Origin of the sequence: Thioclava kandeliae (assembly GCF_040297545.1) — a bacterium.
Taxonomy (GTDB): domain Bacteria; phylum Pseudomonadota; class Alphaproteobacteria; order Rhodobacterales; family Rhodobacteraceae; genus Thioclava; species Thioclava kandeliae.
This window is the reverse complement of the sequence record NZ_JAYWLC010000005.1, coordinates 81921-100848: the sequence shown is the minus strand read 5'-3', so window position 1 is coordinate 100848 and position 18928 is coordinate 81921. Positions and strand designations below refer to the sequence as shown.

The following is an 18928-nucleotide window of genomic DNA, read 5'->3' as shown; positions in this document are numbered from 1 at the left end:
ATAACGGAGAGTAAGACTATTCGTATGAGGTAAGACGGGATGTGGCAGGCCTATCTCCGATCGCTGAGCGTGCCGACGCTGCTGCTGACATGGGTTGCAGCTTCGGCATTTGGTGTGCTTGGTGGGCCGTTCGGCACCTTTGAATGGCTGACGGTTGGCGAGAGGCTCGTCTACTGGCCGTCGCTCTGGGCGCTGGGAATCACGATCGGCTGTGCGTTGCGACTGCTCTACGAGGAGGTTCTGCAGATCCGTAACTTCTGGAGCTATGCGTTGCTGGAAGCCAGTAGTCTCGGGCTGTTGATGGCGTTCCCATATCACAGTTTGCTGCATTATCTCGCCGAGATCGATCACGCGCATCTGCCCTCGCTTCTGCAACTCGGCGCCTACAATTTCGTAATGACGTTCTTCTGCGTCAGTCTGCGGCGGCTTTTCTACCCTGAAAGCAAAGGGTCAGCGACAGGAGAGGACGAAGTCCGCCCTGTCTCCGACTGGCAGTCTGCCGCGCCGCAAGCGGATGCTGCATCCTATGCCTCGCCTGCCGATCCGGAACCCGCCTTCTCGCCAGACGCCACCTGCGAGCCAGAGCCTGATGCCCTGACCACGCCACGCCTGCTGCAGCGTCTGCCCAAGGCCCGGCAGGGCGATATCTGGCATCTGCAGAGCCGCGATCATTATGTCCATGTCACGACGTCGAAAGGCTCGCATCAGGTGCTGATCCGGCTGGCGGATGCGATGGCAGAGCTGGAAGGGGTGCAGGGGTTGCAGGTCCACCGCTCGCATTGGGTGGCCGAAGAGGCCGTAGCGGAAGGGCGCAAGCTGAATTCCAAGGCCGAGCTGACGCTTCGCAACGGGGCGGTGATCCCTGTCTCGCGCACCTATCTATCCGATGCAGAGGATGCGGGCTTTTTCGATCTGGATGAAGGGCCGCAGGGCTACCGGCTCAGTTAGTGCAGGATCTCCTCGTCGCGCACGAACATATTGGCCCATGCGCGGTCGATCAGCTCGGGCGTCATTTGCGGCGGGATACCCTCGAATTTGCAGATCTCGATCATCTGGTCGATCAGGAAGATCGGCTGGTAATTGGCATAGACGTTGTGGATGGTGGGGTATTTCACCTTCAGCAGATGCACCAATGCGGCCTCGCTGAGCGGGATCTGGCGTTTGTTGGCCACCAGTTTGAAGATCTTGAGAAAGTCGCGCTGGTTCGGGCCGTCGATCTTGATCTTGAAGAAGATCCGGCGCAGCGCGGCCTTGTCGAAGATCGCATTGGGGTGGAAGTTGGTCGAGAAGATCGCGAGCGTGTCGAAAGGCACCTCGAATTTCTCGCCCGATTGCAGCGCGAGGATGTCGCGGCTTTCTTCCAGCGGCACGATCCAGCGGTTCACCAGCTTCTGCGGCGGCTCGGCCTGACGGCCAAGGTCGTCCACGATGAACACCCCGCCCGAGGCTTTCAGCTGCAGGGGCGCGGTATAGGTGCGGGCCGTGGGGTTGAACTTGAGGTCCAGCATATCCAGCGTCAGTTCGCCCCCCGTGATCACGGTCGGACGCTCGCAGAGCACATAGCGGCGGTCGAAGCGGTGTCCGGCGCGGCGCAGGGCGGTGGGGTCCTCCGCGGGGAGCGGTGCCTCGCTATGGATGATCGGGTCGAAGACGGTGATGATCTGGCCCGAATATTCAATGGCGCGCGGCACATAGATCTGGTCGCCAAGCGCATCGCGGATGCCGTTGGAGATCGAGGATTTCCCGTTGCCCGGCGGGCCATACATCAGGATCGAACGGCCCGAGCCCACGGCGGGGCCAAGCTGGTCGATCAGGTCGGGTGGCAGGACCAGATGGCCCATCGCCGCGAGCAGCGCATCGCGGGTCAGCTGGATATTGCGGATCGACTGGCGCTTGACCTGCTCGCGATACATCGCCAGCGGCACGGGCAGCGCACCATAATATTCCGATTGCGCCAGCGCATCGAGCGCGCGCGCGCGCCCCGCATCCGAGAGCTGGAAGGCCATCTCGTTGCCGGAATTGGCATGGAGCGTGCCCATCGCCTCCACAAGGCGCTGGTCGCGGGCCATGTCGATCAGCTCCTGCAGCAGGGTGGTCGGCAGGCAGAGCAGTTCGGCCAGCGAGCTCAGCGTGGTCTGGTTGGTGCGGAACATCGTTTTCAACAGGATGTCGCGCATCATCACAAGGCTCAGGCCCGTCTCGGACAGGCTGCGTGGCATATGAGGGGCGGTAATTGTGCGGGCCATCATATTCATACGACACGACCTTCCTGAAACGGGATTTCCGATAGGGATTAACGGACTGTTAGCCCTGCTTATGATCGGAAAGTGCCGCCGCAATGTGGCCGAATTCGGGAAAAAGGCGGGCGCTGTCTGGCCTTATACTGCCAAGACGCAAGCAAGCGCCAGATAGGCCCAGAGCGCGAGGGCGAGACCGACACCGGCGGGTGTGCGCTTGGCCCCCCAGCTTTTCCAGTCGGGGGTGGCGCGGGTCAGGGCAGGGATGCGCTTGAGGATCTGGTGCAGTCCCAGCCCCGCGATCAGCCCGACCGACAGGCAGATCAGCGCCAGAGAGATCTGCCCTTCGGCCTGCGAGACGAAGAGCGCGGCCACGGAGACGAATTTGATATCGCCCGCGCCGAACCCCGCATAGGCGAAAAGCACGAAGCCTATGGCAAAGACCACCACAAAATTGAGCCAGCGCCATGCCCAGACATCCAGCGGCAAGGCCAATAGCCCCAGCACGACGAAAATTCCCGCCATCGTATAGACCGCTACATTGCGGATTTTCATGTCGCGCAGATCGGTAAGGGTGATCCAGATACAGATCGGCGTCAGCGCCAGCAGAAAGGCCAGCGCGGTGACGAAAGGCCCCGGAGCGAGCATGTCAGGATTTCACCTTATTGGCGTCGAGCGCTGCCAGCGCGCGGGCGGCTTCCTCGAAATATTGCGGATTGGTATCTACCGCCTCCTGCAAAAGCGAGCGCCCCGTGTTCACATCACCCTGCTTGATCGCCGAAAGGGCCGCCGTATAGAGCAGCTGCGCCCGCTCGGTCTGGGTCATGTCGATGACCGGCATATCGTATTTGCGCTGCGCGGCCCGCGCCAGAACGAGGTTATTCTTGGTGGTGAAGCTCGAGGGATTATACGTCAGCGCCTCGGCGAAGAGCTTCTCGGCCGCTTTCCCATCCCCGCGGGTGAGCTTGGAGAAGCCCCAGTTGTTGAGCACCCCTGCGGGGCGGGTCGTCAGGCTCACGGCAGTATCGTAGAAACTGTCGGCCTTTTTCCACTCTTTCTGGCTATCGGCCACCATCGCCTCGAGGCGGTATCGGTCATAGGTCTCGTAGGTGGGCGGGACGGTGGCGAGCGTCGCCTTGGCCGCCGCCCAGTCATTGCTGCGGATCTGCGCATCGGCCAGCCCCACACGGTCGGCATCACCGGCCCCCGGCATGGCCAGAACCTCCTGCCAGACCGTGATTGCGCGCTCGTGGCTCTTGGCGCGCACCAGCGATTTGGCAAGGCCGCGCTTAAGGTCGATCCGGTCGGGGCTTTCGGTGCTGGCGCGCTCGAAATATTTCACGGCCTCTTTCGGGTCGCTGACCGTAAGCATGATGTCCGAGAGATTGGTCTCGTCGATCGCATTGACGGCTTTCATGGCCTTGGCTTCCTGGGCACTGTCGCGCGCACCGCAGGCGGCAAGCGTCAGGGCGCTGCCCAGAAGGGCACAGATCAGGATGGTCTGGCGCATGGTCCGCGTCCTCTTGCTCGGCCTCAATGCTGGGTCAGCAGCAGGTATTCACCGCGCCCGCGTCGCACCAGCTTGAATGTCTGTTCTTTTGCCGGATCATAGACAGGTTTGTCGATCTTTGCGAGCGCGTGCATCAGGTTTTCACGGATTGCGTCAGATTCGCCATTATCGAGCCCGTAGGCGATACGGAAGGTGCGCGCGGCCTCGGCCACCTTGCCTTCCTCCATCAGGACCACGCCCAGATTATTCCATGCGGGCACGAATGTGCCGTCCTCCTCGGTGGCGCGGCGCAGGATCTGTTCGGCCTGACCGAGCCGTCCGAGCTTGAGATTGGCCGAGCCTATCGCCGAGAGCGTATCGACATTGACGCCCTGTTCGGCCATGGCGCGGTAATAGGCCTTGAGCGCCAGATCGTATTCGCCCGCGGCCATCAGCCGGTGGCCCACGATCAGCCCGTCCACGCCCTCGCCGTCGGCATAGCCCGGAGCAAAGGGGGAATCGGTTTTCGCGCCAAAGGGCATACAGCCCCCGAGCGCGGCAGATAGGCAGAGAAGGGCGAGGAAACGTCCTGTGGCGCGCATCGGTCCGGTCTGGTTTTACATGTTACCGAAGCTGACTACCATATCGTAGACCGAAGGCCCAACAAGGATGATGAGAAGTGGCGGCACTGTGAAGGCCATAGTGCCCAAAGTCATCTTGGTCGGGATCTTGTTGGCGGCTTCCTCGGCGCGCATGATGCGTTTGTCGCGCATATCGGCGGCATAGATACGCAGGGCCTCCGCGATCGAGGTGCCGAAGGTCTGCGACTGGATCATCACGGTGGCAAAGCTCTGAATGTCACTGACGCCGGAACGCTCGCCGAAATTGCGCATGACTGTGGCCTTGTCCTTGCCTGCCTTGATTTCGTAGGCGATCAGGGCGAATTCCTCGGAGATGGCGGGGCAGGATTGCGCCAGTTCGCGCGCCACGCGGATAATTCCCTGATTGAGCGACTGACCGGCCTCCACGCAGACCAGAAGCATGTCGAGCGCATCGGGAAAACCGTTCTGCAATTCTTCGGTGCGGGCGGCGACGCGGCTGTTGACCCATTGTTTGGGGCCAAAATAGCCCACAACGCCCGGGCCCATGATGATACCGATCATGACGGCCGGTTCGACCGGATCGGGGCTGGTGAGGGTCATGTAGACGATGATCAGCGCGCCGAGAGCCAGCCCGCCGATGGCCATTGCGGCCTGCGTCGCGTGGAAGGTCCGCACGGCATTGGGGCCGCGATAGCCCGCGCTTTGCAGCCATTTCTTGGCCGCCGACATTTCCTTCTCGTCCTGCGGCTCGAGGAAGCCTGCGAAACGGTCGAGCTTGGTCGTGCCGCTGTCGCGCAGCTTGCCCGGAGCCATTGCGGCCCCTGCCTGTTGCGGGCGGCGGCGCTGGCTGGCGATCTTGTCCAGCGGATCGGCGCGTTTTTTCAGCAAGAAGGGCAGGGTCGCCGCGATCAGCAGCGCCGCCGCGCCCAGAAGGGCGATCATCGGGCCCATCGGGCCGAGGGTCTGGAGCAGATATTGATTGAGCGGGCCCATGTGATCTCTCTAAGCGACAGAAGGAATTAGACTTTGATATTGGTCATGATCTTCATGAACAGGTAGTTCATCCCCAGCAGGACGAAGACCGAGATCGCCAGCGGCAGGAACAGGGGTGAGTCCTTGCATTTGTCGTAATATCCGGGTTGCAGGATCAACACGCCGGCCAGCATCACCAGCGGGAAGCCCGACAGGAACATGCCCGACCATTTTGGCTCGGCGGTGATGGCCTTCACACGGCGGAACAGCCGGAAGCGGGCACGGATCACCTTGGACAGCCCGTCGAGCACTTCGGCGAGGTTGCCGCCCGATTGTTGCTGGATCGACACCGCCACGGCAAGGAAGCGCAGATCCTGCATATCCAGACGCTGGGCCATATCGCGCAGCGCATCCGCAACGGGGCGGCCATAGGCAGCCTCGTCCGCGATCATGCCGAATTCGGTGCCCAGCGGATCGGGGATCTCCTTGGCCACAGCCTGGATGGCGGAGGAGAGCGGATGGCCCACGCGCAGGCTGCGCACCATCAGTTCGATCGCGTCGGAAAGCTGCTCTTCGGCCAGGGCCATACGCTTGTTGGCCTTCTGCGAGACCCAGAAATAGACCGCACCGAACCCCATCAAAACCGATAGCAGGAGACGCGTGGGCAGATCGATGGCAAGACCGACCGACAGACCGACGAAGACAATCACGCTCATCGCGCCCATCACCCCCATGAGGGCTTTGGGGCTGAAGGCGATATTGGCCTTCTGTGCCTTGGTGGCGAGGAGCGAGTAGAAGGGGATGTTCCGTCCCTTCTCGTGCTGGGTCACTTCCTTGCGGAGCTGTTCCAGCACCTCATCGCGCCGCCCGCCCTTCTCGAGCATGTCGATGCGGCGGTTCACGCGGCGCGAGAGCGAGATCGACTTTCCGAAGACCAGAAGATAGAGCCCCTCGACCAGCAGTAGCACGGCGACGAAGATGACCGCATAGATGGCAACGGTAGAAATCGCGCCCATGTTCAGCCCTCCACCGGCTCGTAGATCGAGGCGGGCAGATCATAGCCCCATTGGCGGAAGCGGTCGGCATAATGCGAGCGTACGCCAGTGGCGGTGAAGCGCCCGATGATCTTGCCTTCCGGCGTCAGCCCGAGGCGTTCATAGCGGAACAGTTCCTGCATCGAGATCACATCGCCCTCCATGCCGGTGATCTCGGAAATCGAGGTCATCCGGCGCGAGCCGTCCTGCAGACGCGAGGCCTGCACCACAAGGTTCACAGCCGAGGCGATCTGTGCACGCATCGCCTTGATCGGCATCTCGATGCCGGCCATGGCGATCATGTTCTCCAGACGCGACATCGCATCGCGCGCGGAGTTCGCGTGGATGGTGGTCATCGAGCCGTCATGGCCCGTATTCATCGCCTGCAGCATGTCGATGACCTCCTCGCCGCGGGTCTCGCCCACGATGATCCGGTCGGGGCGCATCCTGAGCGCGTTCTTCAGACAGTCGCGCGGCGTGACCGCACCGCGGCCTTCCACGTTGGGCGGGCGGCTTTCCATCCGGCCCACATGGGTCTGTTGTAGCTGGAGTTCGGCCGTATCCTCGATCGTCAGGATACGTTCCGAGTTGTCGATGAACGAAGACAGCGCGTTGAGGGTCGTGGTTTTCCCCGAGCCCGTGCCCCCCGAGACGATGACATTGAGGCGCGTGGAGACGGCGGCTTGCAGATAGGCGGCCATTTCCTCGGTGAAGGCGCCGAATTGCACCAGGTCGTCGATGCCGAGCTTGTCTTTCTTGAACTTCCGGATCGAGACGAGCGAGCCGTCTACCGCCACCGGCGGCACCATCGCGTTGAAGCGCGAGCCATCGGCCAGACGGGCATCGACATAGGGGTTCGATTCATCGACGCGGCGGCCCACGGCCGAGACGATCTTGTCGATGATACGCATCAGATGGCGCTCGTCCTTGAAGACGGTATCGGTGAGTTGCAGCTTGCCACCGCGTTCCACGAACACCTGTTGTGGGCCGTTGACCAGAATATCCGAGACCGTCTCGTCTTTCAGGAGCGGCTCCAGCGGGCCAAGCCCCATGACCTCGTCATAGAGCTCATTGATCAGGCCGGTGCGCTCGGTAGCCGTCAGCGCGATACCCGCATCCTGCACCACCTCCGAGCCAATGGAGGCGATCTCGCTGCGCAGATCGGATTCACGGGCGGTTTCCAGCGCCGCGAGGTTGAGATCCTCCAGCAGGCGGGTGTGGATTTCGGTTTTCAGCTCGCCCAGTTTCTGACGGCGGCGGCGGTCCTTGTCCTGCGGCTCGGCCTGTGCGGGGGCCGCGGGCGCGATCCGGCGCGTGATAAGGGGGGCTTTTTCCACCTTCGGCTCGGGGGCGACAATGTCGTCGAGGACGGGGGCAGGGGCGGGCGGCGTGGCCGGCTTCTTGTAACGCGAGAACATCTTGGTCCTTTCTGGTCCAGCCGGACTCAGCCCTGTGCCGCTTTGGCCGCATGATCGAGATCGTAGACGGTGCGCGCGAGTTTCTGGAACTCGCGGCGCAGCGGCGATTTGGCGGCCGCTTCGGCCATCGGCTGGCCGTGATCATTGGCCTGCGTCACCGCGCGTCCGCCATCGGGCAGCTGCAGCTCGATGGTGATATCGAGGCTCTCTGCCAGACGTTTCACGCGCGACTTGCCGGTAAGGTCGGTGAATTTCGGTGCACGGTTCAGGACATAGCGGAGCTTCTCGATCGGCAGTTCCTCGGCCTGCAACGCGCGGATCATCCGCAGCAGATTCTGGGCCGAGCGCATATCCAGCTCGAGCATCGCGAAATAGAGATCGGAGGCCGAAAGCACGGTCTCGGTCCATTGCACCACGGTCGAGGGCATGTCGATGACGACGAAATCGAACTGGCTCTGCGCGGTTTTGATCAGCCGCGAGATATCCTCGGTCGTGGGCAGGTCGAGCGGCAGCATATCGGCGGGGGCCGTGAAGACATGCAGCTTGTCCTGATAGACCTGCAGGGCCTGATGCAGCAGGTCGCTATCGAGTTGCGCGCTATGGCTGAGCGTATCGAAGATGATCTCGCGGCGCGGCAGGTCCAGATAGGTCGAGACGGTGCCATATTGCAGATCGAGGTCGATCAGGCAGACGCGGGGCGCTTCGGGGATCGCGCCTTTCTTCTTGCCGGTCGCGCCGGGATTGCAGGCGAGCTCCCATGCCAGGTTGACGGCAAAGGTGGAGGCACCGACGCCGCCCGCCATTCCGTGCACCGCCAGAATGGCGCCATTGCGGTCGGTGCTGCTCTTGCGCGCGGGGGCCGGGGCGGCAGGGGCCACCTCGTCTTCCTCGTTACCCAACCGCTGGATTGCCTCGTGCAGCGCCCCTTCGGGAAGCGGATAGGGCACGAAATCATCCGCGCCGAGCCGGAGCAACTGGTGCAGCGCGATCGGCGACAGCTCCTCCGCGATCAGGATGATCCGCAGCCCTTTGTCCTTGGCGGTCGTGATGATGCGGGTGATCCGGTCCAGATGGACCTCGTCATCGCCATCCAGCGCGATGGCGAGAAATTCGAGGTTTTCGGCATCGGGCTGGTTCAGGAACAAGAGGGTGTCATCGAAGCCGAGGTCCCCCCAGCTCTCGCCCAGTTCGGCCTCCATATCCTCGATCAGAAGGTTGAAATTGGACACATCACGCGACACGGTGCAGGCGACCAGCGGTGCCGGTTCCGGGCTCAGGATAGGTGCTGCACTCATCTGCGTGTCGTCCCTTCTGCTTCGGTCATATTCTTGACCTTAGGTTACCCCGCGCCGACTCGGCGGCCGGGGTCGCGCTTTCGTTCAAGATCATGCCGAATTCTGGCAAGAATGCGGCCATACTGTTTCAATTGTGGGGATATAGGCGACGATCAGGAAAACGGGCGAAGCTTGTTTCCAAGCCCCGCCCGCTGAAAGAGTTTTGTAACTATGCTTGTTAACTGCCGCTGTCGGCTGTTCCCACAGAGGTGGTCTGGCCGCCGGTCAATGTGGTCACGGATCTTGCACTCGTGACATAGTCCCTGAAGACGATTTCTGCGTATTTTCCGTTCAGCACCATAGGGTTGCTCGCGACAAAGCCGGAGACTTCGGTCACGGTGCGGCGGTTTTGCATATTGGGGCCGCTGGTCTGGACCACAGGCTGTGTCTCGCCATAGCTGACCATTGCCTCGAGCCGCGAACGCGAGATGCCCTGCGCGGTCAGGAAGTCCACCGCCGCGCGTGCCCGACGCAGGCCGAGCGCCTTGTTATAGGCATTCGAGCCGACCAGATCCGTATGGCCATAGACGCGGAAGCGGACTTCCGGGAACTGGCGGATGAAGCCCGCTTGACGAGCCAGGATCGCGCGGGCCTCAGGTGTCAGCACTGCCGAGTTGAAGGCGAAGTTGATCGTGGTCGGCACGCTGGCGCTGAATTTCCGGTTCAGGTTGATCGCGAAATCCTGCGGATTGGTCATCACCTGCAGATTATGGGCGGTTGCATTGCCATAGCCGTCGGTCTGTAGATCCGCACCGATTTCCTGTGTGCAGGCGGCCAGTGCCAGAGTCGCACCGCAAATCGCGAGTTTCATTGCAAAATGGTGCATCCGTTATTCCATCATATAGCCGTAAGAGCCTGAATAGTCCTGCTTGGCCACTTCGGCCGCGGCCCCCGACACGGGGCGGCCCGTGGTGCGACCGAAGAGGAACATATCCTTTTCCGACGGCAGTTTGACGCGGTCGGTCGGCAGTGCATAGGCCGTGCCTTTGGTGGGCGTGACCAGATGCGGCGTCACGATGATGACAAGCTCGGACTGTTTGCGCTCGTATTCGCTGGAGCGGAACAGCGCGCCCAGAACCGGCACGTCGCCCAGCCACGGCACCTGACTGTTCAGCCCGTTGAAGTCATCCTGCAGGATACCCGCGATCGAGAAGCTCTCGCCATCGCGCATCTCGACTGTCGTCGAAGTCTCGCGACGCTTGAACGCATTGACCGAGAAACCGCCCGATTCCATCGTGACACTGGTATCGATGGAGGAGACCGCGGCTTTCATTTCCAGATTGATAACGCCATTGTCGATAACGCGCGGGATGAAACTCAGCTCGACGCCGAAGGGCTTGTATTCGATGGCAATGCTATCATCATCAACCACTGGAATAGGGTATTCGCCGCCGGCAAGGAAATGGGCCTCTTGTCCCGAAAGGGCAGTGAGGTTGGGCTCGGCCAAGGTGCGCACGACGCCCTTGCTTTCAAGCGCTTCAAGCAGAACGCTCATCTCGAAATTGCCGCGGCTCAGGCTCAGACCGAACTGGCCGCCTTCGCCGCTGCTGGTCGAGTTGCTGAGCCCCGTCGTGGTACTGCCGCTATTGCTGGTGAGCCCCAAGCCGATGGAGGCGTTGAGGTTCTTGGCAACAGACCGCTGCATCTCGGCAAAGCGGACCTGCAGCATGACCTGCTGGGTGCCGCCGACGGACATCAGGTTCGAGACGCGGTCCGGTGCGTAGCGATTGGCCAGATCGAGGGCGCGGTCGAGTTTGCCGGTCGAGGAGACGGTCCCCGACAGCACGATGCCGTCATTGGCGGTGCGCACCTCGATATTCTCGCCGGGCAGGATCTGTTTCAGACGTTCCTTGAACTCGGCGATATCGGGGGTGACCTGCACCTCGACATTCGAGATCAGTTTGCCATCCGCGCCAAGGATCGTCATCGTGGTGCGGCCGGGCAGCTTGCCGAGCACATAGATGGTCCGGTCGGACAGGGTGGTGATATCGGCAATGCCCGGATTGGCGATCGACAATTCGGTAAAGGGCTGGTCGCTTTCTACAACCACCGCACGGTTCATCGGAACGGCAAGCGGCGCCGAGGATGCCCCCGACATCACGCGCAGGGTTTCGGCTTGGGCGGCAGAATATGCACCAAAGCTACAGGACAGCGCCAGAAGGCCTGCCGAGAATAAAGTCTTTAGGTTCATTGTGATCCTGCCTCTCCGACCACAGGGAATGTCTCACGGCTCTGGCGTCCGTTTGGCGATCATTAACTGCTTTTGAGGCGAGCATGACCCAAAGACAGGCATTTGGCAATAATTCGCTCGGGCTAAACGTGACGGCCTGTGCCGCAGGGGACACAGGCGGATGTTTCTCTATACTCAGTTCGTGCAAGGAATAGGCGTTTCGATGACTTCGGTGCCTTTGCGCGTCTTGATGGTGCAGACCTTGGGGGCAGGCGCGGCAGCGATTTCGGGCGTGCCCAGCAGCTGATCGCGATCCAGCTCGATCGTGCCCAGATCGCTCGTATCGAGGACATTGCCGACGAGCGAGAGCATGATCTTGCCCGTGCTTTGCGCCAAGGTCAGTGCGGCGACCTGTTCGGGGCTGATCTCGGCGGTCACGTTACGCGCGACAACCGTTTCCTCCGAGCGGTCCGCATCGGCATTCTGATCGATGGCGATCAGTTTCACATTGCTCTCGATCAGCTTTGCGACATCGCGGCCATTGACCTGACCATACCAGTAGACATCCACATGATCGCCCGGACGCAGGAAGCCCGAAACGCCGGAGCTGGCATTTACACCGATGGTGAAGGCTCGCATGCCGGGTTCGAGACGGGCGGTAATACCCGCATCCACGCCCGGTTCGGTGATCTTGGTGGCGATCAGCGGTTCGTTTGCCTCATAGGAGCGCAGCGCCGCGCGCGGGCGTGTCTCGCCCTCGATGAACGCGGCCTTCTTGGCGGCATCCTGTGCGCTCCCGTCGCCCTGCGGGCCGGAAATGGCGGTAAAGGCGCCTTCGGGGAGTTTACCCTTCTGCACCTTGATGACCTCGAGATCGGATTGGGTAAACCGCTCGCCATATTTGAGCGGATGCTTGACGACGACCATATCGGCCATCTGGGTCATGGATTGCCGCTCTTTCAGCAGGTAGTCACGCTGGGCCTGAAATTCGGCAATCTTGCCTTGGGTCATATACACAGCCATGCCGGCCAGTGCGACGCCCAGAATGAAGACGAGTCCAAAGATGAGGCGCATTGTGGTTCCCTTTCTGAGAGGACTTTGCGGCGTAAAACTCTATTTTAGGGTTAAAAATCGTCCTGAATCTCGACGGATTCGAGGTAGTCGGCGATTTTGGTCGAAGCGGTATAGGTGCTTTGGCCCACGACCTTCGCCACAGCGAGTGCAACGACTGCAACCACGGCCGTCAAGACGACCCATTCAGCCGTCAATGCACCGGTTTCGCGTTGTGTAAGCTCTTTAAATCGGCGGAAGATTCTCATCTTTACTCTGCTTTTCTGCTGGCTCTCACGGTTGCGGACCGCTTCACAAGAAAGAGCCGCCCGTTGGGGCGGCCCTGTATCGCATCGGGGGAGCTGGCTTATCAGCCCTTGATGTCAGCTTCGGTCAGAGCGGACGCATCGATGTCGATCGCGTTGGCCGAGGTGTAGATTTTTTTGCCAACCAGGGTCACGATCGCAACGCCGATACCCACGATCGCAGCGGTCAGCACAACCCAGTCAACGGTCACAGCGCCGTCTTCTTCGTTGCGGATTTTTTTGGTCATACGAAACAGTTTCATGGCAGCTCTCCAAGTTTGATTTGGTGTCTCTTTCCGCAGTGCTGGGTCATTCACCCTAACCCCTCTACGCTGCGGCATGAGGTGAATTTGTCGTTGGTTCGTGGCGAGATTGGGGCGGGTTGCGGGCGTTTCATGGACCAAGGGCAGAATCTTTATCTTTTGTTGAGAATTTCGTCTGTCGGGTCTCGTAGCGGGAGAATTGACTGGCCCAAGTCCTGCCTCGGCGGCGAATTTGCGGAAGGAAACAGGTCCGATTCTCCCGATTCTGGCGGGAAATCCGCGGGAAACGGGCAACGCTTTACGGGGAATCGTATCCGTTAAGCCTTGATGTGCCGAGAAATACTGGCCCCGTGGAACGGATTCGGGGTTAATAGGCGGGGAGGGGATGCCCCATACATGTAGGATGATCCAATGGATGTAAGACAGGCGGCGTTTCGGGGCATCGGTGCCGCTTTGATCGTAGGGGCCGCGCAACTGGCTTCTGCGCAATCGGTGATCACCACGCCCACGGTGCGCACGATGTCGATGCAGAGCCAGACGCCTACGGTCAATCGCTATTCGCCCAAGACGGTGCGCCCGCCCGCGCCGGGCACGAAGCGGCTGATCACCATCCAGATCAATCCCGAGGAGCAGAAGGCGGCGCTGGCGGCACGGTCTGCCACGCCCTTTACGCCTGTGATGCCCCAGACGGCTGCGGCGCCGCCTGCCAATTCGGCCTATAAGTGGTATTGGAACCTGATCTCGCCCACATTGGGCGACAGGGCGGGGCGGTTCGAGCAGGCGATTGCGGCACTCAGCCAGGGGCCCAAAGGGCAGAGCGTGCGTGCCCCCCGTCTGGCCGACCTGAAGCGGATCGCGGATGTGCATGGCTCGCAGATCCTTGCCGCAACAATCGGCACGCAGGTCTCGCCCGCGCTGGTGCTGGCGATGATCTCGACGGAATCGGCGGGGCGCCATGATGCGATCTCGCATGCGGGGGCGGTGGGACTGATGCAGTTGATCCCCGCGACGGCGGAGCGGTTCGACGTGGCCGATAGCAAGGATCCATCGCAGAATATCAAGGGCGGGGTGGCCTATCTGGACTGGCTGATGACCGAATTCGACCGCGATCCGCTGATGGTGATTGCGGCCTATAACGCGGGCGAGAATGCGGTAAAGCGCAATAACGGTGTGCCTCCCTTCAGCGAGACGCGGGATTATGTGCCCAAGGTGCTGGCGGCCTGGTCGGTGGCGCGCGGGTTGTGCCTGACGCCGCCCGAGCTGGTCACTGATGGCTGTGTCTTCGCCGATCGCGGCTGAGTTTCGCCTCGCGACAAACAGACCCAAAGGCAAAAAGAGACCCCGGGACAAAGAGAAAAGGCACCCGCCTGCCAGCGGATGCCTTTTTATCTTCTGACGGATCGGGCGGCAGGGCCGCCGGTGATCGTCTGGATGAGGGCCTGTATGATGAACCCATAGCCAATGGCGTCCCCCGGGTGTGATTGGGTGATGCGGAGGGCGATATGTGGAATGGGTCCTGCTTGCCTCGGTCGTTCTGCTCTTTTTATATGGCGTTCTTGGCTTCACCCGCTGCCACAGGATCAAGCGCTGCGCCGATAAAGGCAAGTTGAAGGCCAATTGGGGCAAGAATAAGGCGCTGTTTCCAGATTTGGACGAAATCGGGGGAAATCATGCGAATTGTTCAGGATAAATCCGAGGATCGATGAAAAAAGGGCGGAAAATCCGCCCTTTAGAAGATTCTCAGCCCGATGGCTCAATCGACCAATGTGGCCTCGGTTGCGGCGCGCAACTCGTCCTCGCTGATGCCTTCGGCCAGTTCCACGATCTTCAGCCCGCCTTCGACCACATCCAGAACGCCCAGATTCGTGATGATCCGGTCCACGACGCCGGTGCCGGTCAGCGGCAGGGTGCAGGCCTTGAGCACCTTCGATTCGCCGGCCTTGTTCTGGTGATCCATCACCACGACGACCTTTTTCACGCCCGCGACCAGATCCATCGCGCCGCCCATGCCCTTCACCAGCTTGCCGGGGATCATCCAGTTGGCCAGATCGCCGTTTTCGGCCACTTCCATCGCGCCGAGGATCGCCGCCGCGATCTTGCCACCGCGGATCATGCCGAAACTGGTGGCACTGTCGAAATAGACGGTGTTGGGCAGTTCGGTGATGGTCTGCTTGCCGGCATTGATCAGATCGGGGTCTTCCTCGCCCTCATAGGGGAAGGGGCCCATGCCCAGCATGCCGTTTTCCGATTGCAGCGTTACATTTACGCCTTCGGGGATGAAGTTCGGCACGAGCGTCGGGATGCCGATCCCGAGATTCACATAGGTGCCGTCTTCCAGCTCCTTTGCCGCGCGGGCGGCCATCTGGTTGCGGTCCCAGCCCTTTTGAACGTCAGACATGGATCAGGCCTCCTTCGGGCGGGTGGTGACTTTTTCGATACGCTTCTCATGCTGACCCTGGATCAGGCGGTGCACATAGATACCGGGCAGGTGGATGGCATCGGGGTCGAGACTGCCCACGGGGACGATCTCCTCGACTTCCATCACGCAGACCTTGCCGCACATTGCTGCCGGCGGGTTGAAGTTGCGCGCGGTCTTGCGGAAGATCGCATTGCCGGTCGCGTCGGCCTTCCATGCCTTGACGATGGCCAGATCGGCAAAGATGCCCTCTTCGAGGATATAATCCTCGCCCTTGAACTGTTTCACTTCCTTGCCTTCGGCCACCTGCGTGCCCACGCCGGTTTTGGTATAGAAGCCCGGAATGCCCGCACCGCCTGCGCGCATCCGCTCGGCCAGCGTGCCCTGCGGGTTGAATTCCAGCTCCAGTTCGCCCGAGAGATATTGCCGCATGAATTCGGCATTCTCGCCGACATAGGAGGACATCATCTTCTTGATCTGGCGCGTTTCCAGAAGCTTGCCCAAGCCGAACCCGTCCACGCCCGCATTGTTGGAGGCGACCGTCAGATCCTTCGTGCCGCTGGCAACGATGGCATCGATCAGAAGTTCGGGAATGCCGCAAAGGCCAAATCCGCCCGCCGCAATCAGCATGCCGTCCGACAGAAGCCCATCGAGAGCCTCTGCTGCGGAGCCGTAAATTTTCTGCATAAATACTCCTCCAATTGTTTATGCCAATAAGGCGCTATCGCTCTGGGCAAGTCAATGCTGCGCTGCGGCAGGTGGCGGGCCGGCACGGAAAACGGGCGGCCCGCTTCGGATCATCCGCCCAAGAAAAAAGGCAGGCTGCCTGCGCACCTGCCTTTCCGTCTTACTCTTCTGCGCCCGGCCCATCCTCGGTATCGGGTGTCTTGGCCGTGGCTTTCTTCGGGGCGGCCTTCTTGGCGGTCGTCTTTTTCGCCGGAGCCTTTTTGGCTGCAGGCTTTTTGGCCGCGGTTTTCTTGGCAGCCGGTTTTTTGGCCGGTGCTTTTTTCTTGGGGGATTTGGCCGCCTTTTCGGCCAGCCACTCCACCGCCTGTTCCATCGTTACCTGCTCGGGTTCGACCTCTTTGGGAATGGTCGCATTGACCTTTTCCCATTTCACATAAGGCCCGTAGCGCCCCGGCATCACGGAGACCGCGCCGCCATCGGGGTGGTCCCCCAGCTCCTTCAGCGGCTTTGCTGCCGCGCCACGGCCACCACGGGCCGCCTTCTGCGCCAGAAGCTCGACGGCGTGGTTCATACCAACGGTGAACACATCCTCCACCGAGGGCAGGTTCGCATAGGTCTTGAGGTGCTTCACATAGGGCCCGAAACGCCCGATGGCCGATTCGATCATCTCGCCATCTTCCGGATGCGGCCCGATCTCGCGCGGCAGGTTCAGAAGCAGCATCGCCTTGTCGAGATCGAGATCTTCCAGCGACCAGGTCTTGGGGATCGAGGCGCGCGGCGGTTTTGGAACATCCTCGGTGACTTCGCCCTTCTGCACATAGGGGCCAAAGCGGCCCACCCGCAGAGTGACCTGCATCCCTTCATCATAGCCCAGCAGTTTGCCATCCAGCGCCTGCGCCGCATCATCGCCATCGGGGGCCGAAAGCGGGCGGGTATAGCGGCATTCGGGGTAATTGCCGCAACCGATAAAGGCACCACCCGAGCGGGCGGTCTTCAGATGCAGCTGGCCATTGCCACAGACGGGGCAGATCCGCGGATTCGAGCCGTCCTCACGGGGCGGATAGATATGGGGGGCCAGCACCTCGTCGATCTTGTCGAGCACCTCGGTGATGCGCAACTCCGAGGTCTCGGCCAGTGCCGCCGAGAAATCCCGCCAGAACCGCGAGAGCACTTCCTTGTAGTCGCGGCTGCCCGCCGAGACGTCATCGAGCTGGTCCTCCAGCCCTGCGGTGAAGTCGTATTCTACATAGCGCCGGAAGTAGTTCTCGAGGAAGACCGTCACCAGACGGCCCTTGTCCTCGGGGAACAGCCGGTTCTTGTCCTTGCGGACATAGCCACGGTCCTGAATGGTCGTGACGATCGAGGCATAGGTTGAAGGCCGCCCGATGCCCAGCTCCTCCATCCGCTTGACCAGCGTCGCTTCGGTGTAACGGGCAGGCGGCTGGGTATGGTGCTGTGCGCCGAGGATCGCGGCATTCTCGCTCATCACAGCGGCGGGGCAGCGGCGGATACCGGCCTTCTCGTCCTCGATTAGCGCGTCTTCGCCCTGCGCCTTGCCGAAAGCATCCTCATAGGCAGGGGCGAGTTTCAGCGCCTCGCCCTGCATTACCTGCGGCAGGCGGTTGCTGTCCTCGTCATCATCATCGTCACGGCCCTGGTCGTAGACTTTCAAGAAGCCGTCGAAGGTCACCACGGAGCCTGTCGCGCGCAGTTCGACCTGTTCGTCCTTGGAGCCAATCAGCACGGTCGTGCGCTCGAAACGCGCGGCTTCCATCTGGCTGGCAATCGTGCGCTTCCAGATCAGATCATAGATCTTGCGCTGGTCATCGGCTGAAACCTTCAGCTTGTCGGGCGAGACAAACATATCCGTCGGGCGGATACATTCGTGGGCCTCCTGCGCGTTCTTGGCCTTGTTTTTGTACATACGCGGCGATTTGGGGACGTATTTCTCGCCGAATTTGGCTTTGATCGCGTCGCGCGCCTGCATCACGGCCTCGGGCGCCATGTCGATGCCATCGGTCCGCATATAGGTGATATAGCCCGCCTCGTAGAGACGCTGTGCCGCCGACATGGTGGCCTTGGCGCCCATGCCGAATTTGCGCGAAGCTTCCTGTTGCAGGGTCGAGGTCATGAAGGGCGCATAGGGGTTGCGGGTCGCGGGCTTGGCCTCGACCGAATTGACCATCAGCGCGCGCGAGGACACCGCCTGCACGGCCATTTCGGCATCGGTCTGGTTGGCCAAGTCGTATTTATCGAGCTTCTTGCCGCCCATCATCGTCAGGCGGGCCTCGAAGGTCTGGCCGCGCGGGGTCTCCATCTGGGCCACCACCGACCAGTATTCCCGCGGATTGAACGCCTCGATCTCCATCTCGCGCTCGACGATGAGCCGCAGGCAGACCGATTGCACACGCCCCGCCGATTTCGCACCGGGCAGCTTGCGCCACAGCACCGGCGAAAGGTTGAAGCCCACAAGATAATCGAGTGCGCGGCGTGCCAGATAGGCCTCGACCAGCGCGGTATCGACCTGACGGGGGGATTTCATCGCCTCGAGGATCGCGGTTTTGGTGATCGCGTTGAAGGTCACTCGGCTGACATTCTTGCCCTTGAGCTTCTTCTCAAGCGCCTGCTCGAGGTGCCATGAAATCGCTTCCCCCTCGCGATCGGGGTCGGTCGCGAGGATCAGGGTGTCATCGTCTTTGAGCGCATCGGTGATCGCCTTGATGTGCTTTTTCGAATCGGAGGCGACCTCCCATTTCATATCGAAATCATGTTCGGGGTCGACGGAACCATCTTTCGGCGGCAGGTCGCGAACGTGCCCGAAGGATGCGAGGACGGTATAATCGGAACCAAGATATTTGTTAATTGTCTTGGCCTTGGCTGGTGATTCGACGACGACAACCGCCATATGGACCTCGCTTTGGGCATGTTCTTGAGTTGGGCGGAAGATTGGG

Annotated in this window: 19 protein-coding genes; 3 read left to right on the top strand and 16 right to left on the bottom strand. The window is 61.1% G+C overall.

The window, feature by feature from the left end; translation table 11 throughout:
• Positions 1 to 39: 39 nt before the first annotated feature.
• Complete coding sequence (locus VSX56_RS08200) at positions 40 to 948, top strand: LytTR family DNA-binding domain-containing protein (protein ID WP_339114253.1); 909 nt, start codon at positions 40 to 42, stop codon at positions 946 to 948.
• Here the strand turns inward: VSX56_RS08200 and VSX56_RS08195 are convergent.
• The 13 genes from VSX56_RS08195 to VSX56_RS08135 form a co-directional block, all read right to left on the bottom strand.
• Positions 945 to 2255: a DUF8689 domain-containing protein gene (locus tag VSX56_RS08195; RefSeq protein WP_339114254.1), complete on the bottom strand. Its 1311-nt coding sequence runs from the start codon at positions 2253 to 2255 to the stop codon at positions 945 to 947. The two genes, VSX56_RS08200 and VSX56_RS08195, sit on opposite strands and share 4 nt — an antisense overlap.
• Before the next feature lie 123 nt (positions 2256 to 2378).
• Positions 2379 to 2885 (bottom strand): prepilin peptidase, encoded by a 507-nt coding sequence (locus VSX56_RS08190; RefSeq protein ID WP_350936297.1) that lies wholly within the window; start codon positions 2883 to 2885, stop codon positions 2379 to 2381.
• Between the two features lies 1 nt (position 2886).
• Positions 2887 to 3747 carry a tetratricopeptide repeat protein gene (locus VSX56_RS08185; protein WP_350936294.1) on the bottom strand — a complete coding sequence of 287 codons (861 nt, stop codon included), beginning with the start codon at positions 3745 to 3747 and terminating at the stop codon, positions 2887 to 2889.
• A gap of 23 nt (positions 3748 to 3770) precedes the next feature.
• Positions 3771 to 4328: a tetratricopeptide repeat protein gene (locus VSX56_RS08180; protein ID WP_406870824.1), complete on the bottom strand. Its 558-nt coding sequence runs from the start codon at positions 4326 to 4328 to the stop codon at positions 3771 to 3773.
• A gap of 15 nt (positions 4329 to 4343) precedes the next feature.
• Complete coding sequence (locus VSX56_RS08175; RefSeq protein ID WP_339114257.1) at positions 4344 to 5321, bottom strand: type II secretion system F family protein; 978 nt, start codon at positions 5319 to 5321, stop codon at positions 4344 to 4346.
• Positions 5322 to 5347: 26 nt separating this feature from the next.
• Positions 5348 to 6316: a type II secretion system F family protein gene (locus tag VSX56_RS08170; protein ID WP_350936292.1), complete on the bottom strand. Its 969-nt coding sequence runs from the start codon at positions 6314 to 6316 to the stop codon at positions 5348 to 5350.
• Positions 6317 to 6318: 2 nt separating this feature from the next.
• Positions 6319 to 7752: a TadA family conjugal transfer-associated ATPase gene (locus VSX56_RS08165; protein ID WP_350936290.1), complete on the bottom strand. Its 1434-nt coding sequence runs from the start codon at positions 7750 to 7752 to the stop codon at positions 6319 to 6321.
• A gap of 26 nt (positions 7753 to 7778) precedes the next feature.
• On the bottom strand, positions 7779 to 9047 hold the full coding sequence (locus tag VSX56_RS08160) for a CpaE/TadZ family protein (RefSeq protein ID WP_350936288.1): 1269 nt from the start codon (positions 9045 to 9047) through the stop codon (positions 7779 to 7781).
• A 217-nt stretch (positions 9048 to 9264) separates the two neighbouring features.
• Positions 9265 to 9912: an OmpA family protein gene (locus VSX56_RS08155; protein ID WP_339114261.1), complete on the bottom strand. Its 648-nt coding sequence runs from the start codon at positions 9910 to 9912 to the stop codon at positions 9265 to 9267.
• Positions 9913 to 9915: 3 nt separating this feature from the next.
• The gene (locus VSX56_RS08150) at positions 9916 to 11277 is read right to left on the bottom strand and encodes a type II and III secretion system protein family protein (protein ID WP_339114262.1); all 1362 of its coding nucleotides are present in this window, start codon (positions 11275 to 11277) and stop codon (positions 9916 to 9918) included.
• Between the two features lie 174 nt (positions 11278 to 11451).
• Positions 11452 to 12330 carry a Flp pilus assembly protein CpaB gene (gene cpaB, locus VSX56_RS08145; protein WP_350936285.1) on the bottom strand — a complete coding sequence of 293 codons (879 nt, stop codon included), beginning with the start codon at positions 12328 to 12330 and terminating at the stop codon, positions 11452 to 11454.
• 50 nt (positions 12331 to 12380) lie between these two features.
• Entirely contained in the window at positions 12381 to 12575 is a 195-nt protein-coding gene (locus tag VSX56_RS08140; RefSeq protein WP_350936283.1) for a pilus assembly protein, read from the bottom strand.
• Between the two features lie 101 nt (positions 12576 to 12676).
• Positions 12677 to 12874, bottom strand: coding sequence for a pilus assembly protein (locus VSX56_RS08135; RefSeq protein ID WP_350936280.1), 198 nt, complete (start codon positions 12872 to 12874; stop codon positions 12677 to 12679).
• Positions 12875 to 13285: 411 nt separating this feature from the next.
• Here VSX56_RS08135 and VSX56_RS08130 point away from each other — a divergent pair, with 411 nt between their 5' ends.
• Together VSX56_RS08130 and VSX56_RS08125 are read left to right on the top strand one after the other, a co-directional pair.
• A complete protein-coding gene (locus tag VSX56_RS08130; protein WP_406870820.1) occupies positions 13286 to 14173 on the top strand; it encodes a lytic transglycosylase domain-containing protein in 888 nt (295 codons plus the stop codon).
• Between the two features lie 205 nt (positions 14174 to 14378).
• Positions 14379 to 14564 (top strand): hypothetical protein, encoded by a 186-nt coding sequence (locus VSX56_RS08125; protein ID WP_350936278.1) that lies wholly within the window; start codon positions 14379 to 14381, stop codon positions 14562 to 14564.
• Between the two features lie 63 nt (positions 14565 to 14627).
• On the opposite strand, the gene VSX56_RS08120 is transcribed toward VSX56_RS08125, so the two are convergent.
• The 3 genes from VSX56_RS08120 to topA form a co-directional block, all read right to left on the bottom strand.
• A complete protein-coding gene (locus VSX56_RS08120; RefSeq protein ID WP_339114265.1) occupies positions 14628 to 15272 on the bottom strand; it encodes a CoA transferase subunit B in 645 nt (214 codons plus the stop codon).
• A 3-nt stretch (positions 15273 to 15275) separates the two neighbouring features.
• Entirely contained in the window at positions 15276 to 15977 is a 702-nt protein-coding gene (locus tag VSX56_RS08115) for a CoA transferase subunit A (protein ID WP_339114266.1), read from the bottom strand.
• A gap of 160 nt (positions 15978 to 16137) precedes the next feature.
• Positions 16138 to 18882 carry a type I DNA topoisomerase gene (topA, locus tag VSX56_RS08110; RefSeq protein WP_350936275.1) on the bottom strand — a complete coding sequence of 915 codons (2745 nt, stop codon included), beginning with the start codon at positions 18880 to 18882 and terminating at the stop codon, positions 16138 to 16140.
• Positions 18883 to 18928: the final 46 nt, after the last annotated feature.